Raw genomic sequence first — 23305 nt, 5'->3', positions numbered from 1 at the left:
CTCCACGCCTGACGTGTCCCCACCGTCGGGCGGATGGGGAGGCAGGTCAAACAAAAGTTGCGTGAGCGGGCCGGGTCACCAGATCTGCGGGAAGGCTACCGGCGTGCCCGGGCTCCAGGTCAGGTCCCGCGCCGAAAGCTCCACCTCGAACCCCGCAGAAAGGCCTGCAACGGCTCGCAAACCCGCCAGAAGCGCGCCGGTGCTAAACGCACCAAGGATCTCCATCATGTCGTCGGTCAGCCCGGCGGCAACGGCCGCATCCGCAATGCGCAGATGCGCCGCGGTCTGGCGGGCAAGGCGTGCCTCATGCGCCTCGAATACTCCGGTGGCCCGGCCCAGCGCCTCGGGGCCGAGTAGCTGCATCAGATACATCAGCCGCTTGGCTTCCTGCACCGCTGAGCGATGCGCCTCATGCGCCTGCGAGACAAGCGAGACAGTGTCGGTATTGCCGCTGACCGCCTTGCGGAGGTCCATGAAACGGTGGGATTCGCCGGTCGTCAGATAACGGTGCGGGCCGTATTCCGGGGGAATAGTGGATTGGCCGAGAAAGACCGGGGCAAAAGGCGCGGCGATGGCGCCGGTCGCGGCATGCCACATCATGTAAAGCGCCGGGTCAGACGGGGACAAAAGGGGTACGACCTGACCGTAACCGGCGGTGTCGCCGGTCAGCTTTTCGGTCCTGACCGCCCATATGACATCAGCGAGGTCGATCTTTTCGGGTCTTGCGGCGCGGGCCTGCATTTCGGCCTCGATCCACCGGACACCCTCCCACCGGCCCTTGCTGTCGCCATAGATCGTGTTGGCATTGAAGGCGCCGTCGTCATACCAGCCCATCTCACGGGCGAAGCTGACGAAGTTCGGCGACCAGAGGAAATCGGGGGGATCCGGCTCATTCACCGGCACTTCCAGCACGTAGCCGGGACGCGAGGCGCGGATGCTGTCGGGACCCAGCCGTTCGGCCACCCAGAGCCCCTTGCCCCCCGCGAACTGGATCATCACCCAGGCCTCATCGGCATCGGCGAAGAGGTGCGAGTTGCCACCATATGTCGCCTCGCCATGGTCGGCGATGAGGGCGGCGCAAATCTCCACCGCCTCACGCGCCGATGTGGCGCGTTCCATGACGATCCGCGCGAGGTCTGAATAGTTCAGGCCGGTCTGGTCTTTCGGCGTCATCGCGATCAGTTCGGCCCGCGAGGTCGACCAGACATCGCGCACGGCTACGCCCGCTGCGTTCAACCCGCCATTGGTGATGGGGGCCGGCACGCCGAGATAGTAAGAATAGCTGACCCGCATATGCCTGAGCGTGCGCTTGACCTGCGGGATCTGTGTGCGTCGGCCCGGCATGTCCGCCTCCGGTCCCACGCCCACCTCAATCATCGTGCCCGGGCCATGATCGGCTGCCGGAATGATTTCCAGCCAGTGCGAGGACGGTTCGTCGCCGTAACCGCCAAGCCAGGCATGGCCGGTGGCCGAGTGGTTCTTGCCGATATAGATGGCGTAACTCACACCAGTGCTCCGACCTTCTTGTTTTCTACCTGATAGACCCGCGCGCCCCGGCGCCAGGTCTGTTCCACTCTGATCGTGTCGATCCTGTCGGGTCGGTCAAGGGGGCTGGCGTCCAGTATGACGAGGTCAGCGAGTTTGCCGGGTTCGATAGAGCCACGCTCATCTTCCTGAAAGACCTGCCAGGCCGCGTCGATCGTGTGGGCGCGCAGCGCCGAAAGGGCGCTGATCTTCTGTTCCTCGCCCAGTGTGCGGCCACCATGCGTCACACGGTTTACCGTCGTATGGATCAGGTGGAGCGGTCGGGTGGGCGTGACCGAGGCGTCGTTGTGGATGGTAAAACGCACACCGGCCTTTTCGGCCCAGCCTGTGGGCGAGATATTCTGCGACCGCTCCGGTCCGAGCAATTCGGAATAGTGCTGGTCGCCCCAATACCAGACATGGGCGGGGAAGAAGCTGACCGTCACGCCGAGTTCGGCGCAGCGCTCAAGTTGGTCTTCGCGCATCACCTGCCCGTGGATGATTGTATGGCGGTGATCGGCGCGCGGATTGGTTGCCAAAGCCGCCTCGATCGCATCGAGATACATGTCCGACGCTGCATCGCCGTTGCAATGGGTGTGGATCTGATAGCCCATGTCGTGGAGCTTCCGAACCTCGGCGAACAGCGTGTCGCGCTCCATATAGGCGAGGCCTTTGTCGGGCACCTTGCCGGGCGCCCCGGTATGGTAGGGTTTGGTCAGCCAGGCCGTACGCATCAGGAACGAGCCGTCGGTCAGCAACTTGCGGGGGCCAAGCGATATGTTGGCGCCCGGCCAGTTGCGGCAGAGGTTCGAGGTTGAAAAACCCGGCTCTATCTCCGCGACCGGCAACAGAACGAGGTCGATGCCGGGATCTCCCTGACTTGCCACATCGGCGAACAGCTCCAGAAGTGGCAGGGCTGTCCAAGAGTTTTGCGCGAGCGCGACACCGTGGGCGAGGTACTCCTCGCGGGCGGCATCGAAGCTGCGTCGAAAACTTTGTTGGTTGATCAGGAAATGGGTATCCCCCATCTCGCCCATCGCGCTCAGGCCCTCTATGCCACCGGTCAGACGGCCTGCCGTATCGCGCAGGAACCGTCCGCCTGCCGGGTCGGGCGTGCCTTCGCTGATCCCTTGATGCGCCAGAGCCATCGAATTCGCGACACCGCAGTGGCCCGATGTGTGAATGACCCACACCGGATGGTCCCGCGAAACTGCGTCCAGCTCATCGCGGGTTGGCATGCGGCCTTCAGCCAGCAATGTCTCGTCCAAAGCTGCGCCCATGACCCATTCGCCTTTCGGGGTCTGGGCGGCCTTGGCGCTGAGCCGCGCGAAGACATCAGCGAGAGATCGACACTCCCCGCGCGGGGGCGATGCAAGATCGGCCCGCAGGAGCGTGACAAAGGCCGAGTCCGGGAAGTGCCCATGCGGGTCGATGAAGGCTGGGATGAGGGTGCGGCCTGCAAGGTCCACCTCATCCGCCCCGGGCAGGGCTGCACGGACATCGTGCAGGTGTCCGACCGCAACGATCCGCTCTCCGTCGATCCCAACCGCTTTGGGCGTGGAATTGGCATCGTCCAGCGTCAGGATCGTTCCATTGGTGAAGATCGTGGCACTCATGACGCGGCGGTTTCTTCCTGGACCCAGATTTCCGGGAAATGGCAGCGATGGGCACCCATAGCCCGCGCCGTCCACACGGGCATCTCTATGGAACAACGCGGCTGCACGAAGGGGCAGCGGGTGTGGAATTCGCAGCCCTTCGGGCGACGCAGGATCGAGGGCGGTTCGCCCTGCAATTCCACCCGCATCAGTTGCGCGTCGGGATCAGGCTCGGGGTTCGCGGCCAGCAGGGCCAGCGTGTAGGGGTGCTGCGGGCGGGCAAACACCTCTTCGGTTGGGCCTTCCTCCACCAGCTTGCCCAGATACATGATTCCGACCTTGTCGGTGATGTGGCGCACGACATTCAGGTTGTGGGTGATGATCATTATGGCCAGGCCGAGTTCATCCTGAAGACGCGCCAGAAGGTTCAGCATCTCACCCTGAATCGACACGTCGAGCCCGGCAGTGGGTTCGTCGGCGATCAGCAGTTTCGGATCGAGCGCCAGTGCCCGCGCAACACCCACCCGGCGGGCCTGACCGCCGGAAATCTGATAGGGGTAGCGCGCCGCGAATTCCGGCGGCAGGCCGACCATGGTCAGCAGGCGCTTCGCCTCTGCCTCAAGGTCGCGGTCGCCCATGCCCTGAATGCGGAAGGGTTCGGTGATCAGAGACTTGATCGTCAGGCGGGGCGACAGCGATCCGATCGGGTCCTGAAACATCATCACGATTTCGCGGCGCAGCTTGCGGAACTCTGCCTCCGGCAGGTCGACGAGTTCCTGCCCGCGATAGAGGATCGAGCCTTCGGAGGCATGGTGAAGCCCCGCGACAGCCCGGGCCAAAGTGGTCTTGCCCGACCCGCTTTCGCCGACGATGCCATAGGTCTTGCCCTCTTCTATGTCGAGGCTGACACCTGACACCGCGTCTATGGTTCCGGCGGAGGAAAAAACACCACCGCGGAGGCGGAAGCGGACGAAGACGTCACGGATCTGAAGCAGCGCGCTCATGCGGTCACCCTTTCTGCAATAAGGTGGCAGGCGGCATGATGGCCGGGGCTGGCGGTTCCCATCGCGGGCCGCGTTACACATGCGTCATGGCGCTTGTCGCAGCGCTCGGCGAAGATGCACCCCTTCGGCAGGCTGACAAGGTCGGGGATATTGCCGGGGATCGTCGGCAGGTTGCGGGTCCTGACCTTGATATGTCCGGGGTCGCATTCCAGCAAAGCGCGGGTGTAGGGATGCGCGGGATTGTGAAAGACGTCGCGGACGCTGCCGCTTTCCACCACCTCGCCCGCATACATCACCACCACCTCGTCACAAAGCTCGGCAATGACGCCGAGATGGTGCGAGATGAAGAGGATCGAACAGCCGATCTCATCCTGCAATTCCCGCAGCCGCTTGATGATCTGCACTTCCAGCGTGGCGTCGAGCGCGGTCGTGGGTTCATCCGCGATCAAGAGCGACGGTTTCGCCATCAGCGCCATGGCAATCGCGATGCGCTGGCGCATGCCGCCGGAAAACTCGAACGGATACTGGTTCAGCCGTGCCTCCGGGTCGGGAATGCCGACAAGCGCCAGCATCTCGGCCGCGCGTTTCAGCTTGTCCGCCTTTGACAACTTGTCGCGATACTGGATGTCCACCATCTGCCGGCCCACGGTCAGAACCGGGTTGTGGGTCTGCATCGGATCTTGAAAGACCATGGAAATCTCGGTCCCGCGCAGGGCGCGCATCCCGGCCTCGGACCGGCTGAGAAGGTTTTCGCCCTTGAACCGCACCTCGCCCGAACCGACCTTTGCGTTCGGGGCCATCAGCCGGATGATCGAGGAAATCAGCGTGGACTTGCCGCAGCCGCTTTCACCGACGATGCCAACGATCTTGCCCTCGGGGATCGTCATCGAGACATTGCGCAGGGCCTTCAGCGCGCCGCGCGGGGTGGCATAGCTGACCGATAGGTCACGGATGTCGAGAACGGCCATCACTTGCCCCCCTTGCCACGAAGCTTCGGATCGACCACGTCGCGCAACGCCTCACCAAGGAAGGTGAAACCCAGCGTCGTCAGGATCAGCGGAATGCCCCCGGCGACAATCAGCCATGGCGTGTTGCGGATGAGCGAATAGCCGTCATTCAAGAGCGAACCCCAGGACGGCGTGGGCGGTTTTACCCCCATACCGAGGAAGCTCAGGCCTGCCTCAAGCCCGACGACCGTCGGGATGTCCATCGCAGCCAGGACCGCGAGGGGCCCGAGCACGTTCGGAACGATGTGGATCGTCATGATCCGTGCGGTGGAAGCGCCCAGCGATTTCTCGGCGGTGATGAACTCGGCTTCCTTTAGCGACTGCGTCAGCGTGCGCACCACGCGGCCATAGGTCGGGATCGATGTGACCATGATAACAAGGATCACGGTATTCAGGCTCGGCCCCACCAGCGCGACAACCGCCAACGCGAACATGACGGTCGGGAAGGACCGGACCGTATCGAAAAAGAGCACGATCAGGTTGTCCAGCCATTTGGGCCCGTAGCCCGCGATCATGCCAAGGATCAGGCCGATGGCGATGGCCCCCGCGATTGTAGGCAGGGCGACCTGAAGGGCCACGCGCCCGCCCCAGATGACGCGGCTGAACGTGTCGCGGCCGATCTGATCGGTGCCCATAAGATGGGTAAGGTTCGGGCTTTGAAGCCGATCGGGAATGTTCATCGCGATCGGGTCATAAGGTGCGATCCATGGCGCGAAGAGCGCGGACGCGACGATCAGCGTCACGATAATCAGCCCGGCAAGACCCAACGGGTCACGAACGAGGTGATGAAAGATCTCGCCCAGTTCGGAACGGGGCTTCGGCAATGATACGGCTGTGTCTGTCATGATCCCGGCCCCCTATTTCCCGGCCCGGATACGCGGGTCGAGGATGGCATTGACGATGTCTGCTAGCGTCGTGGAGGCCACGAAGATGAGGGTGGAGAAAAGCACCGATCCCATCACCACCGGGTAATTGCGGGTGGTGATACTGTCGATCACCAGCTTGCCAAGTCCGGGGCGGGAAAAGACGATCTCGGTGAAAACGGCGGCAGACAGCAGGAAGCCCATGCCGACGCCGATCACGGTGACTGTGGGCAGGATGGCAAGCCGCAGCGCATAGCCGAAGGTGATCCGCCGCTCCAGCAGGCCGAAGGCGCGGGCGGTACGGATGTGGCCTTCGCCCATCACCTCCAGCATAGAGGCACGGACAAGCCGCGCGATATAGCCGACCCAGCTGAGGCCGATGGCAAGACTGGGCAGGACGAGGTGGTGAAGCTGATCGCCAAAACCGCCGGGCTCCCCCGCGCCGATGGCCGGGAACCATTGCAGTTTCACCGCGAAGAGCAGCAGCGAGTAAAGCGACACGACGAAGGCGGGCACGGCGATGACCGATACCGACAGGACGCCGGTCAGCCGGTCGCCCAGCGAATTGCGGTTGACCGCCGAGTAGCAGCCGAGCGCGATGCCCAGCACCGCCGACCAGAGGATCGAAACGAAGATCAGCGTCAGCGTGTAAGGAATCTGGCCGAATACGATTGTCGTCACCGGACGGTTCGAAAACACATCCATCCCCAGATCGCCGCGCAGCATGTTCAGAAAGAAAAGACCGATCTGGACAGGCAACGGTTTGTCGAGCCCCATCCGGCTCTCAAGCGCCGCCCGCATCTCGGGCGTGGCCTTGGGACCGAGCATGGTCGAAACCGGATCGCCCGGGATCATGTGGATGATCAGAAACAGAAGCGTCACGGCCAGCACGGTGATCACCGCCGCCAATCCGAGGCGCCTGATAATGTAGTTCAGCATGATCTCCTCCCCGCGAGACAGCCGATTCCTGAAGGGTGGAAGGGGCGCGGGCGAACCCACGCCCCCTCCGTCCGCAGGGAGGTGTTATACCGCGCCGAAGTAGCGGTAGAGCGGCAATCCATCCGGCCGCAGCGCCGGGACGACGCCGTTGCGATAGATGACCGGCGTCGATTCATGAGTGATGAACTTGTAGGCGCCGCTTTCTTCCATCAGGTCCTGGGCGCGGGCATACATCGCCGCGCGCTTGGCCTGATCGCCTTCCGACTGGGCGGCAAGGTGCAGTTCGTCGAACTCTTCGTTCTTGAACCGCTCCCAGTTCCAGATGCCTGCCTGTTCAGTGATGAACCACGAGGTCGCGTAGTACGGGTCCGGCGTCATCGAATAGCGGTTCAGCACCAGTTCGACGTTCTCGTCGTTGCCCAGTTCCCAGAACGTCGCGCCTTCGTGCAGGCTGATGTCCAGGGTGATGCCGATAGCGGCGAGGTTGGCCTGAATGATCTGCGCCGCCGTGACGTTCGCGGATTTGTTCAGGACGCTGATGGTCAGCGAGACGTTGGTTTCGCCCGATTCCGCCATCAGAGCCTGCGCCTTCTCCAGATCAGCAGCGGTACCCGTCAGCGAGGCTTCGCGGTGGCCCGGCAGACCCGGCGCGATGATGCCGGTCGACGGCTCGGCCGCGCCGAAATAGGCGCCCGCCATGATCGAGGGCACGTCGATGGCATACTGGATCGCCTGACGGAGTTTCAGGTTCGCCATCTTCGGGTTGTCGAGGTTCATGCCGACCCAGACATAGTAGAGCGACGGGTATTCATCGAGCGTCGCGCCGTCGATGGGCGAGGATTTCAGGCGTTCGACGGAGTCGAGGCTGACGCGCGTGAAGTCGATCTCACCGGCCTCGAACGCGATCTCGGCGGCCTTTTCATCGTCAATGTGGTAGATCTGAATCTCGTCATAGACGGGCGCTTCGCCCTTCCAGTCCGGGTTGCGCTTCAGCGTGGTCTTCTGCTTCGGCTCCCAGCCGGCATGCAGGTAGGGACCCGAGGTCGCGACCGGCTGGGTGTCGATCTTGCCGCCGACGCTTTCGAAAGCGGCCTTCGACACGATATTGCCCGCGATATAGGGCAGCGTGATCGACCAGAGCGGCTGGAACGCGTTCTTCAGCACGATGGTGCCGGTGCGTTCGCCCGTAACTTCAACGTGGTCCAAGGGGCCCCAGTCGGGCTTGTTGGTGGATTCCAGCGCGTCGTCGATGATGCGCTCGAACGAGAATTTCACGTCTTCGGCGGTCATTGCGCCAAAGCCGTTCGTAAACCCGATATCGTCCCGCAGCGCGAAGTTGATATGGGTGTCGTCCACCTGTTCGACCATCGTGGCGGCGTCAAGCTGCCATCCCCATTCGCGGCCCGGCTTGTACTGGATCAGCTTGTTGTAGATCGCGGCGTGAATCTCTTCATCCACCACACCCTGGCTGAAGGCCGGGTCCATGGAGCGGATGTCGGCATAGGTGCGGGTCTTCAGCGTGCCGCCGGCGGCGAATGCCGGACGCGGCAGGGCAAGCCCGGTGGCGGCCATCGCGCCAAGCGCGGTCGCGCCTTTCAGGAACGCGCGGCGGGGCAGGCCCACGCGGCTCCAGGAGATATTCTGTTTCGTCATGTCGTCCTCCCTGAGTTAAGTTGGCGGTCACTCAGCGCACCAACTTTCTCCTCGATTCTAAATCCCGGAAGGACGTCCGGAACAATTTCGCGCCACTACGCGATATGACGCGATTTTAAGCTTTTATAGCTTAAAGTCGCGAACTAAACTGGCCATGTCATGTTGACGGGGAGTGTGATGACGGAATCCGTGCTGGCATCCAATCTGCGCCTGCTGTGTTCGACCGAATCGTCGATATCCGAGACCTGTCGTCGCATTGGCATCAACCGGCAGCAGTTCAACAAGTACCTGAACGGTTCATCGCAACCCTCGGCAGCCAATCTCCGGCGCATTTCGACCTACTTTGGTGTCCGCCCGGCTGAACTGCTGTTGCCGCCGGATGAGTTCGAGGTGCATCCACTTGTCCAGCCGCGGCTGAAAACCGCACCGATGGATACCCAATTGCGCGGCTTCGACAGTGCCTTTGCCGGGCAAACACTGGGACTGCGCCGATATCTTGGCTACTACCTCAGCTATTTCGAAACCGAGAGCTGGGCCAACTCGGTCATTTGCGCGCTTGTCCGGCTGAGCGTGAAAGACGGCATCGTGCATTGCAAATCGCTGGAGAGGTCCGTCGATGACAAGGACGGGACACTTTACCTGTCGAAATATGATGGCCGGGTCGCGCTTCTGGGCAACCGCATCTTCGTGATGGAGTTCCAGGAACTCGCCCGCGATGCTCTGGTGGAGACAGTGCTGCATCCGATCGGGCGCGGCCAGCTGTCCTATCTGCGCGGCACGACATTTGGTATCACAAGCAGGCACCGCACCCCCTTCACCGCCCCCATCATCTGGCGCTATCTCGGCACGAATATCGACCTGCGGGCAGCAATGAAAAAAGTCGGGCGATATGACATCGGCTCTGCCCAGCTTGACCGGCGGGCGATGACGATCCTGGCTTCGGGTCAAGATTGAGGCCGTGCCCCTAAGCTGGATTGTGATGACCAAAAAAGCCCATCAGACGGCCGCGAGATGTTTCAGACAGCGGATTAGAACCGCCTGATCCTGTTCGGAAAGAGTGCGCGTCAATTCGGCGTTGAACCTTTGCGCCGACCGGGAAAGATCGGCATAGGCCGCCTGTCCCTTCTTCGTCAGCCCAAGAAACTCCTGCCGCCGGTCGGCTTCGTTGCCGGTACGGACGAGAAATCCGAGCTGTTCCAGACGCACCACGGCGCGGGAAATCTTGGTCTTGTGCACCCCAGCCCGCGCGCCGATCTCGGTCGCCGTCATCGTGCCGAAGCGGCCGAGATGCGCCAGCACCCGCCATTCAGTCCGCAGCATGCCGTAGCGGTCCTTGTAGATCTTCTGGAATTTCAAGCCCGTCTCTTCCGCGGCGCGGTTCAGAAGGTAAGGCAGGAAGCTGTGCAGGTCGAATTCGGTATCTGGGGTCATCGGCAAATCTCCTGTTGTTAGTTACAAAATCAACTATTACGAATGCAACCATTATCTGGAGGGCCTTGCCATGACCGACCATACCCAAGCCGGGTTCCACCAAGCCGCGACGCCTTGCGGTACGACCGAAGGCTACATGCCGGGCTTTGGCAATGATTTCGAGACGGAGGCGCTGCCCGGTGCCTTGCCGCAGGGCATGAACAGCCCCCAAAAATGCAATTACGGGCTTTATGGCGAACAGCTTTCCGGCACCGCTTTTACCGCGCCTTCGCATCAGAACGAGCGGACCTGGTGCTACCGCATCCGCCCCTCGGTCAAGCATTCTGCGCGGTACGAGAAGATCGCGCTTCCCTATTGGAAGACCGCGCCGCATGTCGTGGAGGATGTGATCTCGCTCGGCCAGTACCGCTGGGACCCTGTCGCGCATTCGGACCAGCCTTTGACATGGCTGACGGGGATGCGAACGATGACGACGGCGGGCGATGTGAACACGCAGGTCGGCATGGCCAGCCATATCTATCTGGTGACCGCCTCGATGGAGGACGCCTATTTCTACTCCGCCGACAGCGAGCTTCTGGTCGTGCCGCAGGAGGGGCGGCTCAGGTTCTGCACGGAACTCGGCATCATCGATCTGGAGCCGAAAGAGATCGCCATCCTGCCGCGCGGATTGCTTTATCGCGTGGAACTGATCGACGGTCCCGCGCGCGGCTTTGTCTGCGAGAATTATGGCCAGAAGTTCGAACTGCCCGGCCGTGGCCCCATCGGCGCGAACTGCATGGCCAACCGGCGTGACTTCAAAACGCCCGTCGCGGCCTTCGAGGACCGTGAGGTGCCCTCGACCGTCACGATAAAGTGGTGCGGCCAGTTTCATGAAACCAAGATCGGGCATTCGCCGCTCGATGTCGTGGCATGGCACGGCAACTACGCCCCGGTGAAATACGACCTTCGGACCTATTGCCCGGTAGGTTCGATCCTTTTTGACCACCCCGATCCGTCGATCTTCACTGTACTCACCGCACCCTCGGGCGTGCCCGGCACCGCGAATATCGACTTCGTCCTGTTCCGCGAACGCTGGATGGTGATGGAGGATACGTTCCGCCCGCCCTGGTACCACAAGAACGTGATGTCGGAACTGATGGGCAACATCTACGGCCAGTACGACGCCAAGCCGCAGGGTTTCGTTCCGGGCGGAATGTCCTTGCACAACATGATGCTGCCGCACGGGCCCGACCGCGAGGCGTTCGAGAAGGCGTCGAACGCGAACCTTGGGCCGGACAAGCTCGACAACACCATGTCCTTCATGTTTGAGACACGCTTTCCCCAGCACCTGACCGAATTCGCCGCGAAAGAAGCGCCGCTGCAGGACGACTACATCGACTGCTGGACCTCGCTTGAAAAGAAGTTCGACGGCACGCCGGGCCGGAAATGAGGCTCTATTCCTACTGGCGATCAACCGCGTCCTACCGCGTGCGGATCGCCCTGAACCTCAAGGGCGTGGCTTTCGACACCGTTCCAGTGAACCTCGTCGCCGGGGAACAACGCAGCGCGGACCATACCGCACGGAACCCCGCCGGGCTGGTCCCCGCGCTGGAACTGGCGGACGGTACTGTCCTGACCCAGTCGCTGGCGATCATTGACTGGCTGGAGACGACGTGCCCCGAACCGCCCCTCCTGCCCGCCGATCCCATTTTGCGGGCGCGGGTGATGGCGGCGGCGCATCTGATCGCGATGGATATCCATCCGGTCAACAACCTGCGTGTCGTCCAGCATCTGGGCGCAACCTTCGATGCAACACCCGAGGACAAGGCCGCATGGATGTGCCACTGGATGGCGCTTGGTTTTGACGCGCTGGAACGTATGGTCGATCCGGCAACGCCCTTCGCCTTCACTGATGCCCCAACGCTCGCCGATATTTGCCTTGTCGCGCAGATTTACAATGCGCGGCGCTGGGGGTTGAACCTTGCCCCATGGCCGCACCTGACCGAGATCGACGCGATGGCAAGCGCCCTGCCCGCCTTCGCCAAGGCCGCGCCCGAGGCGCAGCCCGACGCCATCCAGACCTGAGGACCGACATGACACTGATGAAATCCTGGATCGAAAGCGCCAACGCCCCCGACGGAGAGTTTCCGCTGAACAATCTGCCCTATGGCGTGTTTTCAACGGAAGGAACCGAGCCCCGCTGTGGCGGCGCTATCGGCGACATGATCGTCGATCTCACCGCTTTGGAGGAAGAGGGCATCCTGACAGCGACCGATGACCCGGTGCTGGACGTGCCCTTCTGGAACGACTTCATGGAGCTGGGGCCGGAGGTCTGGGACGCCTACCGGGCGAAATTGCAGACGCTGCTGGCCGACGGCACCGACCGGGTGGCGGAACCCTATCTTGTGCCGATCGCAGAGGCGCAGATGCACCTGCCCTTCCTCGTCTCGGAATACACCGATTTCTATGCCGGGCGGCATCATGCCGAGAATGTCGGCACCATGTTCCGGGGCAAGGAAAACGCGCTGCCGCCGAACTGGCTGTCGATCCCCATCGGCTATAATGGCCGCGCTTCTTCCGTCGTCGTCTCGGGCACGCCGGTCCGGCGGCCTTGGGGGCAGGTGAAAGGCCCGGATGACGACCTGCCCCGCTTCGCGCCCTCGGCCCGCTTCGATATCGAACTGGAATTGGGCGCAGTCGTGGGACTGCCCTCTGAAGGGCCGGTGACAGTGGCTGAGGCCGACCGGATGATCTTTGGCTATGTCCTTCTGAACGACTGGTCGGCCCGCGACATTCAGGCCTGGGAGTACCAGCCACTCGGCCCGTTTCAGGCCAAGGCGACGGCCACGACGATATCCGCGTGGATCGTCACCCGCGCCGCGCTGGAACCGTTCCGTGTGACGACCCCGGACCGCACCCGCCCGCTTCTGCCCTACCTGACAGAGCCCGGGCCAATGCTTTATGACATCGACCTTGCCGTGACACTGGCCCCCGAGGGCAAGACGCCCACCACGATCGCGCGGACCAATTACCGCGAGATGTACTATTCCGCCGCCCAACAACTGGCGCATCACACCACATCGGGTTGCCCGATGAACACCGGCGACCTGTTGGGCTCCGGCACCATTTCGGGCCCAACGAAAGAAAGCCGCGGCAGCCTGCTGGAGCTGAGTTGGGGCGGGAAAGAGCCGGTTTCACTCGAAACCGGCGGCACCCGCAGCTTCATCGAAGACGGCGATACGCTGACCCTGACCGGTCACGCGCAGGGCGACGGCTACCGCATCGGTTTCGGCCGCTGCGAAGGTCAGCTCCTGCCCGCGCTGAAAGATCCCTTCGCCCGGTCATAGCCCGACAGTCGATCAAAGCGGCGGGAGCCTTGCCCTTTCGCCGTGACCCAAATACTGCTGCCAAGGGCTTTCCCGTTCGCGCAACCGAGGCAGGCATCATGACCAAAGACCGCCGCAACCGGGCCTGGTATGGCAAGCACGACAAGGATGGGTTCATCCACCGGTCGTGGATGAAGAACCAGGGCTTTCCCGACCATGTCTTCGACGGCCGACCGGTCATCGGCATCTGCAACACATGGTCGGAACTGACCCCCTGCAATTCCGGCCTTCGCGAGCTTGCCGAAGGCGTGAAGCGCGGCGTGTGGGAGGCCGGCGGCTTTCCGGTCGAATTCCCGGTCATGTCACTGGGTGAGACCCAGATGAAGCCCACAGCAATGCTCTTCCGCAACCTTCTGTCGATGGATGTGGAGGAATCGATCCGCGCCTATGGCATGGACGGCGTCGTCCTTCTGGGCGGCTGCGACAAGACCACGCCGGGGCAGCTCATGGGGGCGGCCTCGGTCGATCTGCCGACGATCGTGGTGTCGTCCGGCCCGATGCTGAACGGCAAGTGGCAGGGGCAGGACATCGGTTCGGGCACCGATGTGTGGAAGTTTTCCGAGGCGGTGCGCGCGGGCGAGATGACGCTTAAGGACTTCATGGCCGCCGAGTCGGGCATGAGCCGGTCGAAGGGCGTCTGCATGACGATGGGCACGGCCTCCACCATGGCGTCGCTCGTCGAGGCGATGGGGATGAGCCTGCCGACGAATGCCGCCCTTCCGGCGGTGGATGCGCGGCGCATGGCGCTCGCCCATATGACCGGACGGCGGATCGTCGGAATGGTCGAGGAGGATCTGGTCCTGTCAAAGGTCCTGACCCGCGAAAGCTTCGAGAATGCAATCCTCGCCAACGCCGCCGTGGGTGGGTCCACCAATGCGGTCATTCACCTCTTGGCGCTGGCCGGACGGGTCGGCGTGCCGCTGGTGCTCGACGATTTCGAAGTCGGCTCCGACATCCCGCTTTTGGTCAACTGCATGCCGTCGGGCAAATACCTGATGGAGGATTTCTGCTACGCAGGCGGGATGCCGGTGGTGCTGCGTGAACTCGGCGCAAAACTGCGCCCCGCCAAGACCGTTCTGGGCGGCGATATCTCGGCCTATGCCGAAGGGGCGGAGTGCTGGAACCGCGACGTGATCCGGAGCTTCGCCGACCCTGTGAAGCCTGCGGCGGGAATTCGGGTTCTGCGCGGCAATCTCGCCCCGAAGGGCGCCATCGTGAAACCCTCTGCCGCGACGCCTGCGCTGCTGGAACACGAAGGGCCCGCCCATGTCTTTGAATCGATCGAGGAGATGAAAGCCAATATCGACCGCGACGACCTGCCTGTGACGGCCGATACGATCCTCGTGCTGAAGGGCTGCGGCCCGAAGGGTTATCCCGGCATGCCCGAGGTCGGCAACATGCCGATCCCCGCTGCGCTTGTAAAACAAGGCGTGCGCGACATGGTGCGGATATCGGATGCGCGCATGTCCGGCACCGCCTTTGGTACCGTGATCCTGCATGTCAGCCCCGAGACTCAGGCGGGCGGGCCGCTCGCGCAGGTGAAAACCGGTGACCGGATCCGCATCTCGGCCAGCCGGGGGGAGCTGACGCATCTGGTGGAAGAAGACGAGCTGAAGCGGCGGCAGGCGGCATGGTCCCCCGCGCCCCCGCATTACACGCGCGGTTACGCAAAGCTTTACACCGACAGCGTCATGCAGGCCCATGAGGGTGCCGATCTCGACTTCCTCGTCGGCAAGGATACAAGACCGGTCACGAGGGAAAGCCACTGATGTGGGATACGGCGCAAAAGCTCTCGACAGCGGACGGAAGTGACGCATGAAACCTTCGGCGATCTATCCTGATCTGAAAGATGCATCGGTCTTCATCACCGGCGGCGGATCGGGGATCGGCGCGGCCCTGACAGAGGGCTTTCTGCGGCAGGGCGCGCGGGTGGCCTTTGTCCAGCGGTCGGACGGTGCGGGTTTTGCCGGGCAGATGGAGGCCGAAACCGGCATCCGGCCGCTTTTCATCCCGTGCGACATTACCGATACCGGGGCGTTGAAAGCGGCCGTCGCCGCGGCGAGTGAGGCGCATGGGCCGGTGACGGTTCTGGTCAACAACGCCGCCAACGACCAGCGCCACGCGACCGAGGATGTCAGCGAGGATTACTGGGACCGCGCCATCGCCATCAATCTCAAGGCCTGTTTCTTTGCCGCACAGACGGTCCTGCCGGGTATGCGCGCGGCGGGTGGTGGGGCAATCATCAACATGACCTCGATCAGCTACATGATGGGCAATGCGGGCTACCCGATCTACACGACTGCGAATTCCGGCCTGAACGGCCTCACGCGCTCCCTTGCCCGGGAATTCGGGCCCGACGGCATCCGGGTCAATGCGCTCGCGCCGGGTTGGGTGATGACGGACAAGCAGAAAGCGATGTGGGTGACACCCGAGGGGCTCGCCACCCATCTCGACCGGCAATGCCTGAAAGAGACGCTCGCGCCCGAGGACATCGTTGGTGGCACGCTGTTTCTGGCGTCATCGGCATCGCGGATGATGACCGGGCAGGCGTTGGTGATTGACGGCGGCGTGGTGGTGACGGGATGAGCGGGGATATCGCATGGATCGGCCTTGACTGGGGCACGACGCATCTGAGGGCCATGCTGGTCGGCAAGCCGGGAGAGGTCCTGCATGAACTCGCCTCTGCCGACGGTGTCGCAACCCTTGGCCCCGACGGATTCGAGCCTGCGCTTCTGGCACTGATCGGACCCTACCTTCCGCCCTCCGGCAGCGTGACCATGATCGCCTGCGGCATGGTCGGCAGCAGCATCGGCTGGCGCGAGGCCCCCTATCGCCCGGTGCCCTGCGCGCCGCTCGACGCCGCCGCGGCCGCCACCGTACCGGTGAACGACCCACGCCTGAGCCTGAAAATCCTTCCGGGCCTGAGCCAGTCCAACCCGCCGGATGTGATGCGGGGCGAGGAGACACAGATCGCAGGCTTCCTTGCAACCCATCCCGGCTGGGACGGTATCCTGTGCCTGCCCGGCACACACAGCAAATGGGTGGAGGTGAGCGCGGGCGAGGTGGTGTCGTTCCAGACCTTCATGACGGGCGAGCTCTTCGCCCTGATCGGCGGTCAGTCCGTTCTGCGCCACACCGTCGCCACGGACGGCTGGGACGAGGCGGCTTTTGCCGAGGGCCTCGACGATGCGCTGGCGCGGCCGGAACGGCTGGCCACCCATCTCTTCCGTCTGCGGGCGGCGGGGATTCTGGAAGGGCTCGACGGACACGCCGCGCGGGCGCGTCTATCGGGTCTTCTGATCGGGGCGGAACTTGCCGCCGCGAAGCCTTACTGGCTGGGACGGCAGGTGGCGATCCTCGGGGCCGAAACCGTCGCGTCGGCTTACCACACGGCGCTGGCCGCTCAGGGGCTTGCAGCCGAGGTCGTCGCGGGCCGCGATGCGGTCTTTGCGGGACTCACAGCGGCTGCCTCTGAACTCGCGGGGAGGCGGGCATGAGCCGGGCCATCATCGCCATCCTGCGGGGCATCACGCCCGATGAGGCGGTCGCGGTGACCGAGGCACTGGTCGGCGCGGGGATCACCCGGATCGAGGTGCCTCTGAACTCACCCGATCCCTATGACAGTATCGCCCGCATGATCATGGCGGCGGATGGGCGAGCGGAGATCGGGGCCGGAACGGTTCTGAATGTGCCGTCAGTCGAACGGCTGGCCGGTATCGGTGCCCGGATGATCGTTTCGCCCGACTGCAATCCCGAGGTCATCGCGGCGACGAAACGGATGGGGATGCAATCCTATCCCGGTGTCTTTACCGCCACGGAATGTTTCACAGCCCTGCGTGCGGGGGCCGATGGGCTGAAGCTGTTTCCGGCGAACCTGATCGGCGTTCAGGGCTTCGCCGCAATCAACGCGGTCCTGCCCGCCGGAACCCGGACATTTGCCGTGGGCGGTGTCGGTGCCGGGGACTTCGCTGAATGGCGGCAGGCCGGGATCGCGGGCTTCGGCCTTGGAACCGCGCTGTACCGTCCGGGCCTGCTGCCCGATGAGGTCGCGCGGCGTGCGGCCGGGATCGTCTCGGCCTATGACCGGGCCTGGGTCAAGTGACCGTCACCGTCTTCAGTCCGACAGTCTGCGCACTTGGCGAGGGGCCGCTCTGGCATCCGCTCAGGGGGCAGCTTTTCTGGTTCGATATCCTCGGCAAGAAGCTCCTGACCCGGACAGAGGCGGGGGATGAGCGGCATTGGCAGTTCGACGCCCATGTCTCGGCAGCCGGTTGGGTCGACCGCGACACACTGGTTATCGCCGATGAGACGGGCCTGTTCCGCTTCGATATCGAAAGTGGCGCGCAGTCCCGATTGGCCGAGATCGAAGCGGACCAACCTTTGACCCGTTCCAATGACGGGCGCGCCGATCCATGGGGCGGGTTCTGGATCGGCACGATGGGAAAGAAGGCTGAACCGGGCCTTGGAGCCATCTACCGATATTACCGGGGCGAGGTGCGGCGGCTGGTGGGGGATGTCACGATCTCCAACTCCATCGCCTTTTCCCCTGACCGCGTCTGGGCCTACTACACCGATACGCGGGCCGGGCGGATCATGCGGCAGAAGCTGAGCCCGCAGGACGGATGGCCTGTGGGAGAGCCGGACTTTTTTGCCGATTTGAGAGGTACAGCGATTGAGGCCGACGGATCGGTGGTGGACAGTGCAGGGTGCCTTTGGAACGCGCAATGGGGGGCGGGCCGCGTCGCGCGCTATGCGCCGGATGGGACACTCTTGTCGGTGGTCGAGGTGCCCACCCCGCAGATCTCCTGCCCGGCGTTCGGCGGCGCGGATATGAAGACCCTCTACATCACCACGGCAGCAACCGGGATCGACACGCCACCCGCCGGGGCGACCTTCCGCGTCAGGGTGGACACGCCCGGACAGGCCGAACACCGCGTCCTTCTCTGAGAAAAACTTCCCGAAATATTTTCGTGCCGAAGACGGAAGTTGTATCGGGTAACGGCGACGGTATCAGCATCGTGTTAACCAATCCCTGAACCAGCGAGCCGAACCGATGACGACAAATGGATTTGCACAAGACCGTCAGTCGTGCATGTCCGGCAGTTCCTCGCGCAGCCACGACCGGAACGCCCCCACGGCGGGATTGTCCGCCTTGTCGGTCGGCACCACGAGGAAATAGGATCGCGGCGAACGGATCGCGAGGTCGAAGGGCCTGACGAGTGTTCCGGCCTCCATCGCCTCGTGGCAGATGAACTCGTCCCCCATGGCGATGCCTTGCGCGTTCATCGCGGCGGCATAGACAAGATTCATGTCGGCAAAAACAATGCCCTCCTGCGCGGCCTCTTCCCCGACCCCGGCAAGGCGGAACCAGTTCCGCCAGTCCTCGCGTTCATGCAGATGCAAAAGGCCAGCCCGCAAGACGTCGCGCGGGCCGTTCAGACCGCCGAGACGATTGATGAGCGCGGGGCTGCAGAGCGGCGTAAACTCCACCTCTTTCAGGAGTTCCACCTGCATGCCGGGCTGGTTTCCAGTACCGAATGTCAGGAAAAGATCAACATCCGGGTTCGACACGTCGTCCAGCCGCCGGGGTGTTACGATCGATAGCGAGACATCGGGGAAGCCTTCGCGAAAGCGGCCGATCTTGGGGCAAAGCCAGGTCGCGGCGAAGCCCGGGGTGCAGCTTACCGTAAGGGCACCGGTGACCCCGCGCCCCGCATTCCGGGCCGCAGATCCGGCAATGGCCGAGAGCGCCCGGCGGATATCTGAGGCATAGGCCATGCCCTGCGGCGTCAGTTCGATCCTTGTGCCGACCCGGTCGAACATGCGGAACCCCATCTCACGCTCCAGAAGGCGCAACTGATGACTGACCGCGCTGCGGGTCAGGTTCAGCTCATCCGCCGCCTGCCAGACAGTGCCGTGGCGGGCGAAACTTTCCAGCGCGCGCAGCGCCTGGGTCGAGGGGATACGGGCCATTTCTCACTCCGGTTCCGACCAGAAAGTCTATCGTGGTGCTGGCAGCTTACCAGAGAAAAGGTGAATGAAATTTGTCAAAGCCAAGAAAAGGTTTCACACCCTCCCGGCTGAAAAGGGCCTATGATCCGGTCTGCAAAACGTCGGCGTTCTGTCGGCAAAACGTATGGCAACCGCGCCGTTCACACATCTGCAATCAACCGAGGCCCGTATCCGCCCGGCGTCTGAACCCTGAAGGAGCAATCCATGGCCCTTGACCGCCTGCCCCATGCCGAAGGCTTTACCCTGCAGCGCCGCAATCCCAAGGGCGGCACGAAACCGATGGCCTATTGGGGCCTTCAGAACGAAACCGATCCGCTGACCGATGTGCTTCTGGGCTCGCCCGCGCATCTTTTCCACCGCGCGACCTCCAGCTTGTCGCGCAAGCATCTGCGCGAGGCGCCCTGCAACATTCAGGTGGCGCAGGCCCAGCATGCGGAGCTTGTCTCGGCCTATGAGCATTTCGGTGTGAAAGTGCATATGCTGCCGGCGGAGCCCGAACTGACCATGCAGGTCTATTCCCGCGATTCCAGTTTCATGACGCCCTACGGCGCCGTCATCACCGCGATGGCCAACTGGTGGCGGCGGGGCGAGAATTATGCCGCGCTCCGCGCCTATGAGGCGATGGGCATCCCGATCTATGACATGGTGACGGCAGGCACGTTCGAGGGCGGCGATTTCAACGTGATCGAGGAAGGTTGCGTTCTGATCGGCTGCGGCGGGGCCCGCACGCAGGAGGAAGGCGCGCGTCAGGTGGCGTCGTGGTTCGAGAAGGAAGGCTGGGAAACCCGCATCGCCTTCATCGACGAATACTACGTCCATATCGACCTGATGGTGGTGCCAATCGCTGAAAAGCTGACCGCCGTCTGCCTGACCTGCACGGACCCGAAGATCGTCGACTGGCTGAAGGCTAAGGGGCATGAGATCATCGACGTGCCCTTCGCCGATACGATGGCGCTTGGCTGCAATTTCATGGCCTTGGGCAATGACAAGGTGATCGCGCCGACATCGTCCCAGGCGCTGATCGGCCAGTTGAAGGCGCGCGGGTTCGAGGTGGCGGCTGTCGATACCGCCGAGATTTCCAAGACCGGCGGTGGCATCCACTGCATGGCGCAGGCTTTGCGCCGGGCGGCGTAAACCGGTTGTGGCCCGGCCCGGCCCCGGGATAGGTTCGGGACCGGGACAGAGGCGGGCCGCGCATGATCGACAAGCTGGAAATGTTCATTGCCCTCGCGCGCGAGGGGCATTTCGGGCGCGCGGCCGAAAGCCTCGGGCTGACCCAGCCGACACTTTCGGCCGGGATCAAGGCGCTTGAGGCGCAGCTTGGCGTACAGCTTGTCTGGCGGGGGTCGCGCTACGGCGGGCTGACGCCCGAAGGCCAGCGCGTGCTCGTCTGGGCGCGCCAGATCGTCGCCGATACCCGCACCATGCGCGAAGAGATGCGCGCGGTCCGGCAGGGGCTTGCGGGCAATCTGCGGCTGGCGGTGATCCCGACGGCGCTGACCACGGTCGCCGATCTGACCGGCCAGTTCGGTCGCGCCCATCCGAATGTGCGCTTCACCATCCTTTCGCGGACCTCGGCCGAGATCCTCGCCATGATCGAGAACCTCGAAGTGGATGCGGGGATCTCCTACCTCGACAACGAACCGCTGGGCCGGGTCACCACGGTGCCGCTCTACCGGGAAAGTTACATGTTCGTCTGCGGGGCGGATTCTCCTCTGGCGGGGCGGTCGGAAGTCGGCTGGGACGAGATTGCGGACGAACCCCTGTGCCTTCTGACACCGGACATGCAGAACCGGCGCATCATCAACCAGCATTTTCAGGAGGCCGGGCGCAGCGTCACCGGGGCGGTCGAGTCTAACTCCACCGTGGTCCTGATGTCGCATGTCGTGACAGGACGATGGGTGACGATCCTGCCGGTGCAGATGGCCGAGTTCCTTGCCGCCGGGAAAGAGGTGCGGATCGTCCCGCTGAAGAGTGGAAAGACGCGCCACGCCGTCGGCCTGATCGCGCCGTACCGCGAACCGCATACGCCGGTCCTTGCAGCCCTTTTGCGCGAGGCGCAGAGGATATCCCAGATCTGATGCGGGTCAGGCGAGATGACTGCGAAAGGCAGCGATGACCTCTTCATAGACCGCGCGTTTGAAGGGGACGATGGCGCCGATCATCTCGTCCGCCGTCACCCATTTCCATTCAGAAAATTCGGGGTGTTCGGTCGCGATGTCGATCTGCTCGTCACGCCCAGTGAAGCGGAACAGGAACCAGCGCTGTTTCTGGCCGCGATAGCGGCCGCCCCAAATCCTGCCGACAAGTTCCGATGGCAGGTCGTAGGTCACCCAGTCGGGGGACTTGGCGATGAACTCCACAAGATCGCCGGTTACGCCGGTTTCCTCCCACAACTCTCGGAGCGCGGCCTTGCGGGGTTTTTCACCGTCGTCGATCCCGCCCTGCGGCATCTGCCAGGCCGCGACCTCGCTGTCCTTGCGCTGACCGGCAAAGATCAGGCCGGCGTCATTGATCAGCATGACGCCGACACAAGGTCTATAGGGCAGGCGCGCGGCCTCGTCCGGGGTCATTCTGCCGCAGCGATGGCCGACAGGCCTTTCAGGATGTCGATGGCGTAGGCGAGCTGGTAATCCTCCTGACGCAGCTTGGCGGCCTCTTCGGCCTTGAGCTGTTCCTCTTCGAGTACCCGCTTCTCATCCTCGGTCATCGAGTCGTTGGTGATCGCGCCGCGCAGATCGGCCTCGGACCGGCTGCGGCTTGCGGCGGAGCTTTCTTCCTCTTGCGTCGCATCGGCGGGTGCCGGCTGCGGCTGCTCGACGACGATGTCGGGCGAGATGCCCAGCGCCTGTATCGATCGGCCCGACGGCGTGTAGTAGCGCGCCGTCGTCAGTCGCATTGCGCCTTCGCCCCGGAGCGGGATCACCGTCTGGACCGAACCCTTGCCGAAGCTCTTGGTGCCGACGACGATGGCGCGGCGGTGATCCTGCAGCGCGCCGGTCACGATCTCGGAAGCCGAGGCCGAACCGCCATTGATCAGGACGACCATCGGCTTGCCTTCGGTCAGGTCGCCGGGTTCGGCATTGAACCTTTCGCTGTCCTCGGGATTGCGACCGCGGGTGGAGACGATCTCTCCCTTGTCGAGGAAGGCGTCGGAAACCTGAATCGCCTGCGTCAGAAGCCCGCCGGGATTGTTGCGCAGGTCGAGGACGAAGCCATTGACCTTGTCGATGCCGCCGGCCTCTTCGACCGCCTTCTTCAGCCCGTCGGCCATATTGTCATAGGTCTGGTCGTTGAAGGTGGTGACGCGCAGCACGACGGTGTCGCCTTCGGTCCGCACACGGGCCGCCGTCAGCTTGATCGTGTCGCGGATGATCGACACGTCGAACGGTTCGTCCGTGCCCTGACGGGCGACGGTGATGATGATCTCGGACCCGACCGGCCCGCGCATCTTGTCGACCGCCTCGTCAAGCGTCAGGCCAAGCACGCTTTCGCCATCGACATGGGTGATGAAATCGCCCGCCTGAATGCCCGCATCATAGGCCGGAGTGCCGTCGATCGGCGAGACGACCTTGATGAAGCCCTCTTCCTGCGTGACCTCGATGCCAAGCCCGCCAAATTCGCCACGGGTCTGCACCCGCATGTCGTCGAACTGGTCCGGGGGCAGATAGCTGGAATGCGGGTCGAGCGAGGTCAGCATGCCGTTAATCGCCGCTTCGATCAGTTTGCCCTCGTCGACCTCTTCCACGTACTGGCCGCGAATGCGTTCGAAGATGTCGCCGAAGAGGTCGAGCTGTTCATAGACGGTGGGCTTCTGCGCCTCTTGCGCAACCAGCGGGCCGGCCACCTGTGTCGTCAGCAGAATGCCGGCGAGGGTGCCACCGACGGCGGCCATCACGAATTTCTTCATCG

General features: G+C 63.4%; 22 protein-coding genes. 11 read left to right on the top strand and 11 right to left on the bottom strand.

Annotated features, from left to right (window positions below; translation table 11 throughout):
- Positions 1-75: 75 nt before the first annotated feature.
- The 7 genes from OEZ71_RS10365 to OEZ71_RS10335 form a co-directional block, all read right to left on the bottom strand.
- The gene (locus OEZ71_RS10365; protein WP_263739870.1) at positions 76-1506 is read right to left on the bottom strand and encodes a C69 family dipeptidase; all 1431 of its coding nucleotides are present in this window, start codon (positions 1504-1506) and stop codon (positions 76-78) included.
- Positions 1503-3140, bottom strand: a complete 1638-nt coding sequence (locus OEZ71_RS10360; RefSeq protein WP_263739869.1) for an amidohydrolase — start codon at positions 3138-3140, stop codon at positions 1503-1505. Before OEZ71_RS10360 ends, OEZ71_RS10365 begins: the two co-directional genes overlap by 4 nt.
- Positions 3137-4123, bottom strand: a complete 987-nt coding sequence (locus OEZ71_RS10355; RefSeq protein ID WP_263739868.1) for an ABC transporter ATP-binding protein — start codon at positions 4121-4123, stop codon at positions 3137-3139. The genes OEZ71_RS10360 and OEZ71_RS10355 overlap by 4 nt, the downstream gene beginning before the upstream one ends.
- Entirely contained in the window at positions 4120-5091 is a 972-nt protein-coding gene (locus OEZ71_RS10350) for an ABC transporter ATP-binding protein (RefSeq protein WP_263739867.1), read from the bottom strand. Before OEZ71_RS10350 ends, OEZ71_RS10355 begins: the two co-directional genes overlap by 4 nt.
- A complete protein-coding gene (locus OEZ71_RS10345; RefSeq protein ID WP_263739866.1) occupies positions 5091-5975 on the bottom strand; it encodes an ABC transporter permease in 885 nt (294 codons plus the stop codon). Before OEZ71_RS10345 ends, OEZ71_RS10350 begins: the two co-directional genes overlap by 1 nt.
- A 12-nt stretch (positions 5976-5987) precedes the next feature.
- A complete protein-coding gene (locus tag OEZ71_RS10340; protein WP_263739865.1) occupies positions 5988-6932 on the bottom strand; it encodes an ABC transporter permease in 945 nt (314 codons plus the stop codon).
- Between the two features lie 84 nt (positions 6933-7016).
- Positions 7017-8585: an ABC transporter substrate-binding protein gene (locus tag OEZ71_RS10335; RefSeq protein ID WP_263739864.1), complete on the bottom strand. Its 1569-nt coding sequence runs from the start codon at positions 8583-8585 to the stop codon at positions 7017-7019.
- A gap of 177 nt (positions 8586-8762) precedes the next feature.
- On the opposite strand from OEZ71_RS10335, the gene OEZ71_RS10330 reads away from it, so the two are divergent.
- Positions 8763-9539, top strand: a complete 777-nt coding sequence (locus OEZ71_RS10330) for a helix-turn-helix domain-containing protein (protein WP_263739863.1) — start codon at positions 8763-8765, stop codon at positions 9537-9539.
- Between the two features lie 42 nt (positions 9540-9581).
- Here OEZ71_RS10330 and OEZ71_RS10325 read toward each other — a convergent pair whose 3' ends face one another.
- Positions 9582-10016 (bottom strand): MarR family winged helix-turn-helix transcriptional regulator, encoded by a 435-nt coding sequence (locus OEZ71_RS10325; RefSeq protein WP_263739862.1) that lies wholly within the window; start codon positions 10014-10016, stop codon positions 9582-9584.
- Positions 10017-10086: 70 nt separating this feature from the next.
- Between OEZ71_RS10325 and hmgA the strand changes: the two genes are divergently transcribed.
- The 8 genes from hmgA (at position 10087) to OEZ71_RS10285 (ending at position 18328) form a co-directional block, all read left to right on the top strand.
- Positions 10087-11445 (top strand): homogentisate 1,2-dioxygenase, encoded by a 1359-nt coding sequence (gene hmgA, locus OEZ71_RS10320; RefSeq protein WP_263739861.1) that lies wholly within the window; start codon positions 10087-10089, stop codon positions 11443-11445.
- Positions 11442-12080 carry a maleylacetoacetate isomerase gene (maiA, locus tag OEZ71_RS10315; protein ID WP_263739860.1) on the top strand — a complete coding sequence of 213 codons (639 nt, stop codon included), beginning with the start codon at positions 11442-11444 and terminating at the stop codon, positions 12078-12080. The genes hmgA and maiA overlap by 4 nt, the downstream gene beginning before the upstream one ends.
- Before the next feature lie 8 nt (positions 12081-12088).
- Positions 12089-13342 carry a fumarylacetoacetase gene (gene fahA / locus OEZ71_RS10310; RefSeq protein ID WP_263739859.1) on the top strand — a complete coding sequence of 418 codons (1254 nt, stop codon included), beginning with the start codon at positions 12089-12091 and terminating at the stop codon, positions 13340-13342.
- A 98-nt stretch (positions 13343-13440) separates the two neighbouring features.
- Positions 13441-15150 (top strand): IlvD/Edd family dehydratase, encoded by a 1710-nt coding sequence (locus OEZ71_RS10305; protein ID WP_263739858.1) that lies wholly within the window; start codon positions 13441-13443, stop codon positions 15148-15150.
- 46 nt (positions 15151-15196) lie between these two features.
- Complete coding sequence (locus OEZ71_RS10300; protein ID WP_263739857.1) at positions 15197-15967, top strand: SDR family NAD(P)-dependent oxidoreductase; 771 nt, start codon at positions 15197-15199, stop codon at positions 15965-15967.
- Positions 15964-16878 (top strand): 2-dehydro-3-deoxygalactonokinase, encoded by a 915-nt coding sequence (locus OEZ71_RS10295; RefSeq protein WP_263739856.1) that lies wholly within the window; start codon positions 15964-15966, stop codon positions 16876-16878. The genes OEZ71_RS10300 and OEZ71_RS10295 overlap by 4 nt, the downstream gene beginning before the upstream one ends.
- Positions 16875-17483 carry a 2-dehydro-3-deoxy-6-phosphogalactonate aldolase gene (locus OEZ71_RS10290; protein WP_263739855.1) on the top strand — a complete coding sequence of 203 codons (609 nt, stop codon included), beginning with the start codon at positions 16875-16877 and terminating at the stop codon, positions 17481-17483. The genes OEZ71_RS10295 and OEZ71_RS10290 overlap by 4 nt, the downstream gene beginning before the upstream one ends.
- Complete coding sequence (locus tag OEZ71_RS10285) at positions 17480-18328, top strand: SMP-30/gluconolactonase/LRE family protein (protein WP_263739854.1); 849 nt, start codon at positions 17480-17482, stop codon at positions 18326-18328. Before OEZ71_RS10290 ends, OEZ71_RS10285 begins: the two co-directional genes overlap by 4 nt.
- A gap of 135 nt (positions 18329-18463) precedes the next feature.
- Here the strand turns inward: OEZ71_RS10285 and OEZ71_RS10280 are convergent, their stop codons facing one another.
- Complete coding sequence (locus tag OEZ71_RS10280) at positions 18464-19354, bottom strand: LysR substrate-binding domain-containing protein (protein ID WP_263739853.1); 891 nt, start codon at positions 19352-19354, stop codon at positions 18464-18466.
- A 243-nt stretch (positions 19355-19597) separates the two neighbouring features.
- Between OEZ71_RS10280 and OEZ71_RS10275 the strand changes: the two genes are divergently transcribed.
- On the top strand, positions 19598-20527 hold the full coding sequence (locus OEZ71_RS10275) for a dimethylarginine dimethylaminohydrolase family protein (RefSeq protein WP_263739852.1): 930 nt from the start codon (positions 19598-19600) through the stop codon (positions 20525-20527).
- Between the two features lie 62 nt (positions 20528-20589).
- Positions 20590-21474 (top strand): LysR family transcriptional regulator, encoded by an 885-nt coding sequence (locus tag OEZ71_RS10270; RefSeq protein ID WP_263739851.1) that lies wholly within the window; start codon positions 20590-20592, stop codon positions 21472-21474.
- Between the two features lie 6 nt (positions 21475-21480).
- Here the strand turns inward: OEZ71_RS10270 and OEZ71_RS10265 are convergent, their stop codons facing one another.
- Positions 21481-21966 carry an RNA pyrophosphohydrolase gene (locus OEZ71_RS10265; RefSeq protein WP_263739850.1) on the bottom strand — a complete coding sequence of 162 codons (486 nt, stop codon included), beginning with the start codon at positions 21964-21966 and terminating at the stop codon, positions 21481-21483.
- Positions 21963-23303: a S41 family peptidase gene (locus tag OEZ71_RS10260; RefSeq protein ID WP_263739849.1), complete on the bottom strand. Its 1341-nt coding sequence runs from the start codon at positions 23301-23303 to the stop codon at positions 21963-21965. Before OEZ71_RS10260 ends, OEZ71_RS10265 begins: the two co-directional genes overlap by 4 nt.
- Positions 23304-23305 lie beyond the last annotated feature (2 nt).

The organism is Albidovulum litorale (genome assembly GCF_025751495.1).
Taxonomy (GTDB): Bacteria; Pseudomonadota; Alphaproteobacteria; order Rhodobacterales; family Rhodobacteraceae; genus Albidovulum; species Albidovulum litorale.
The sequence above is the reverse complement of the archived record's forward strand: the minus strand, read 5'-3'. Positions and strand labels throughout refer to the sequence as shown.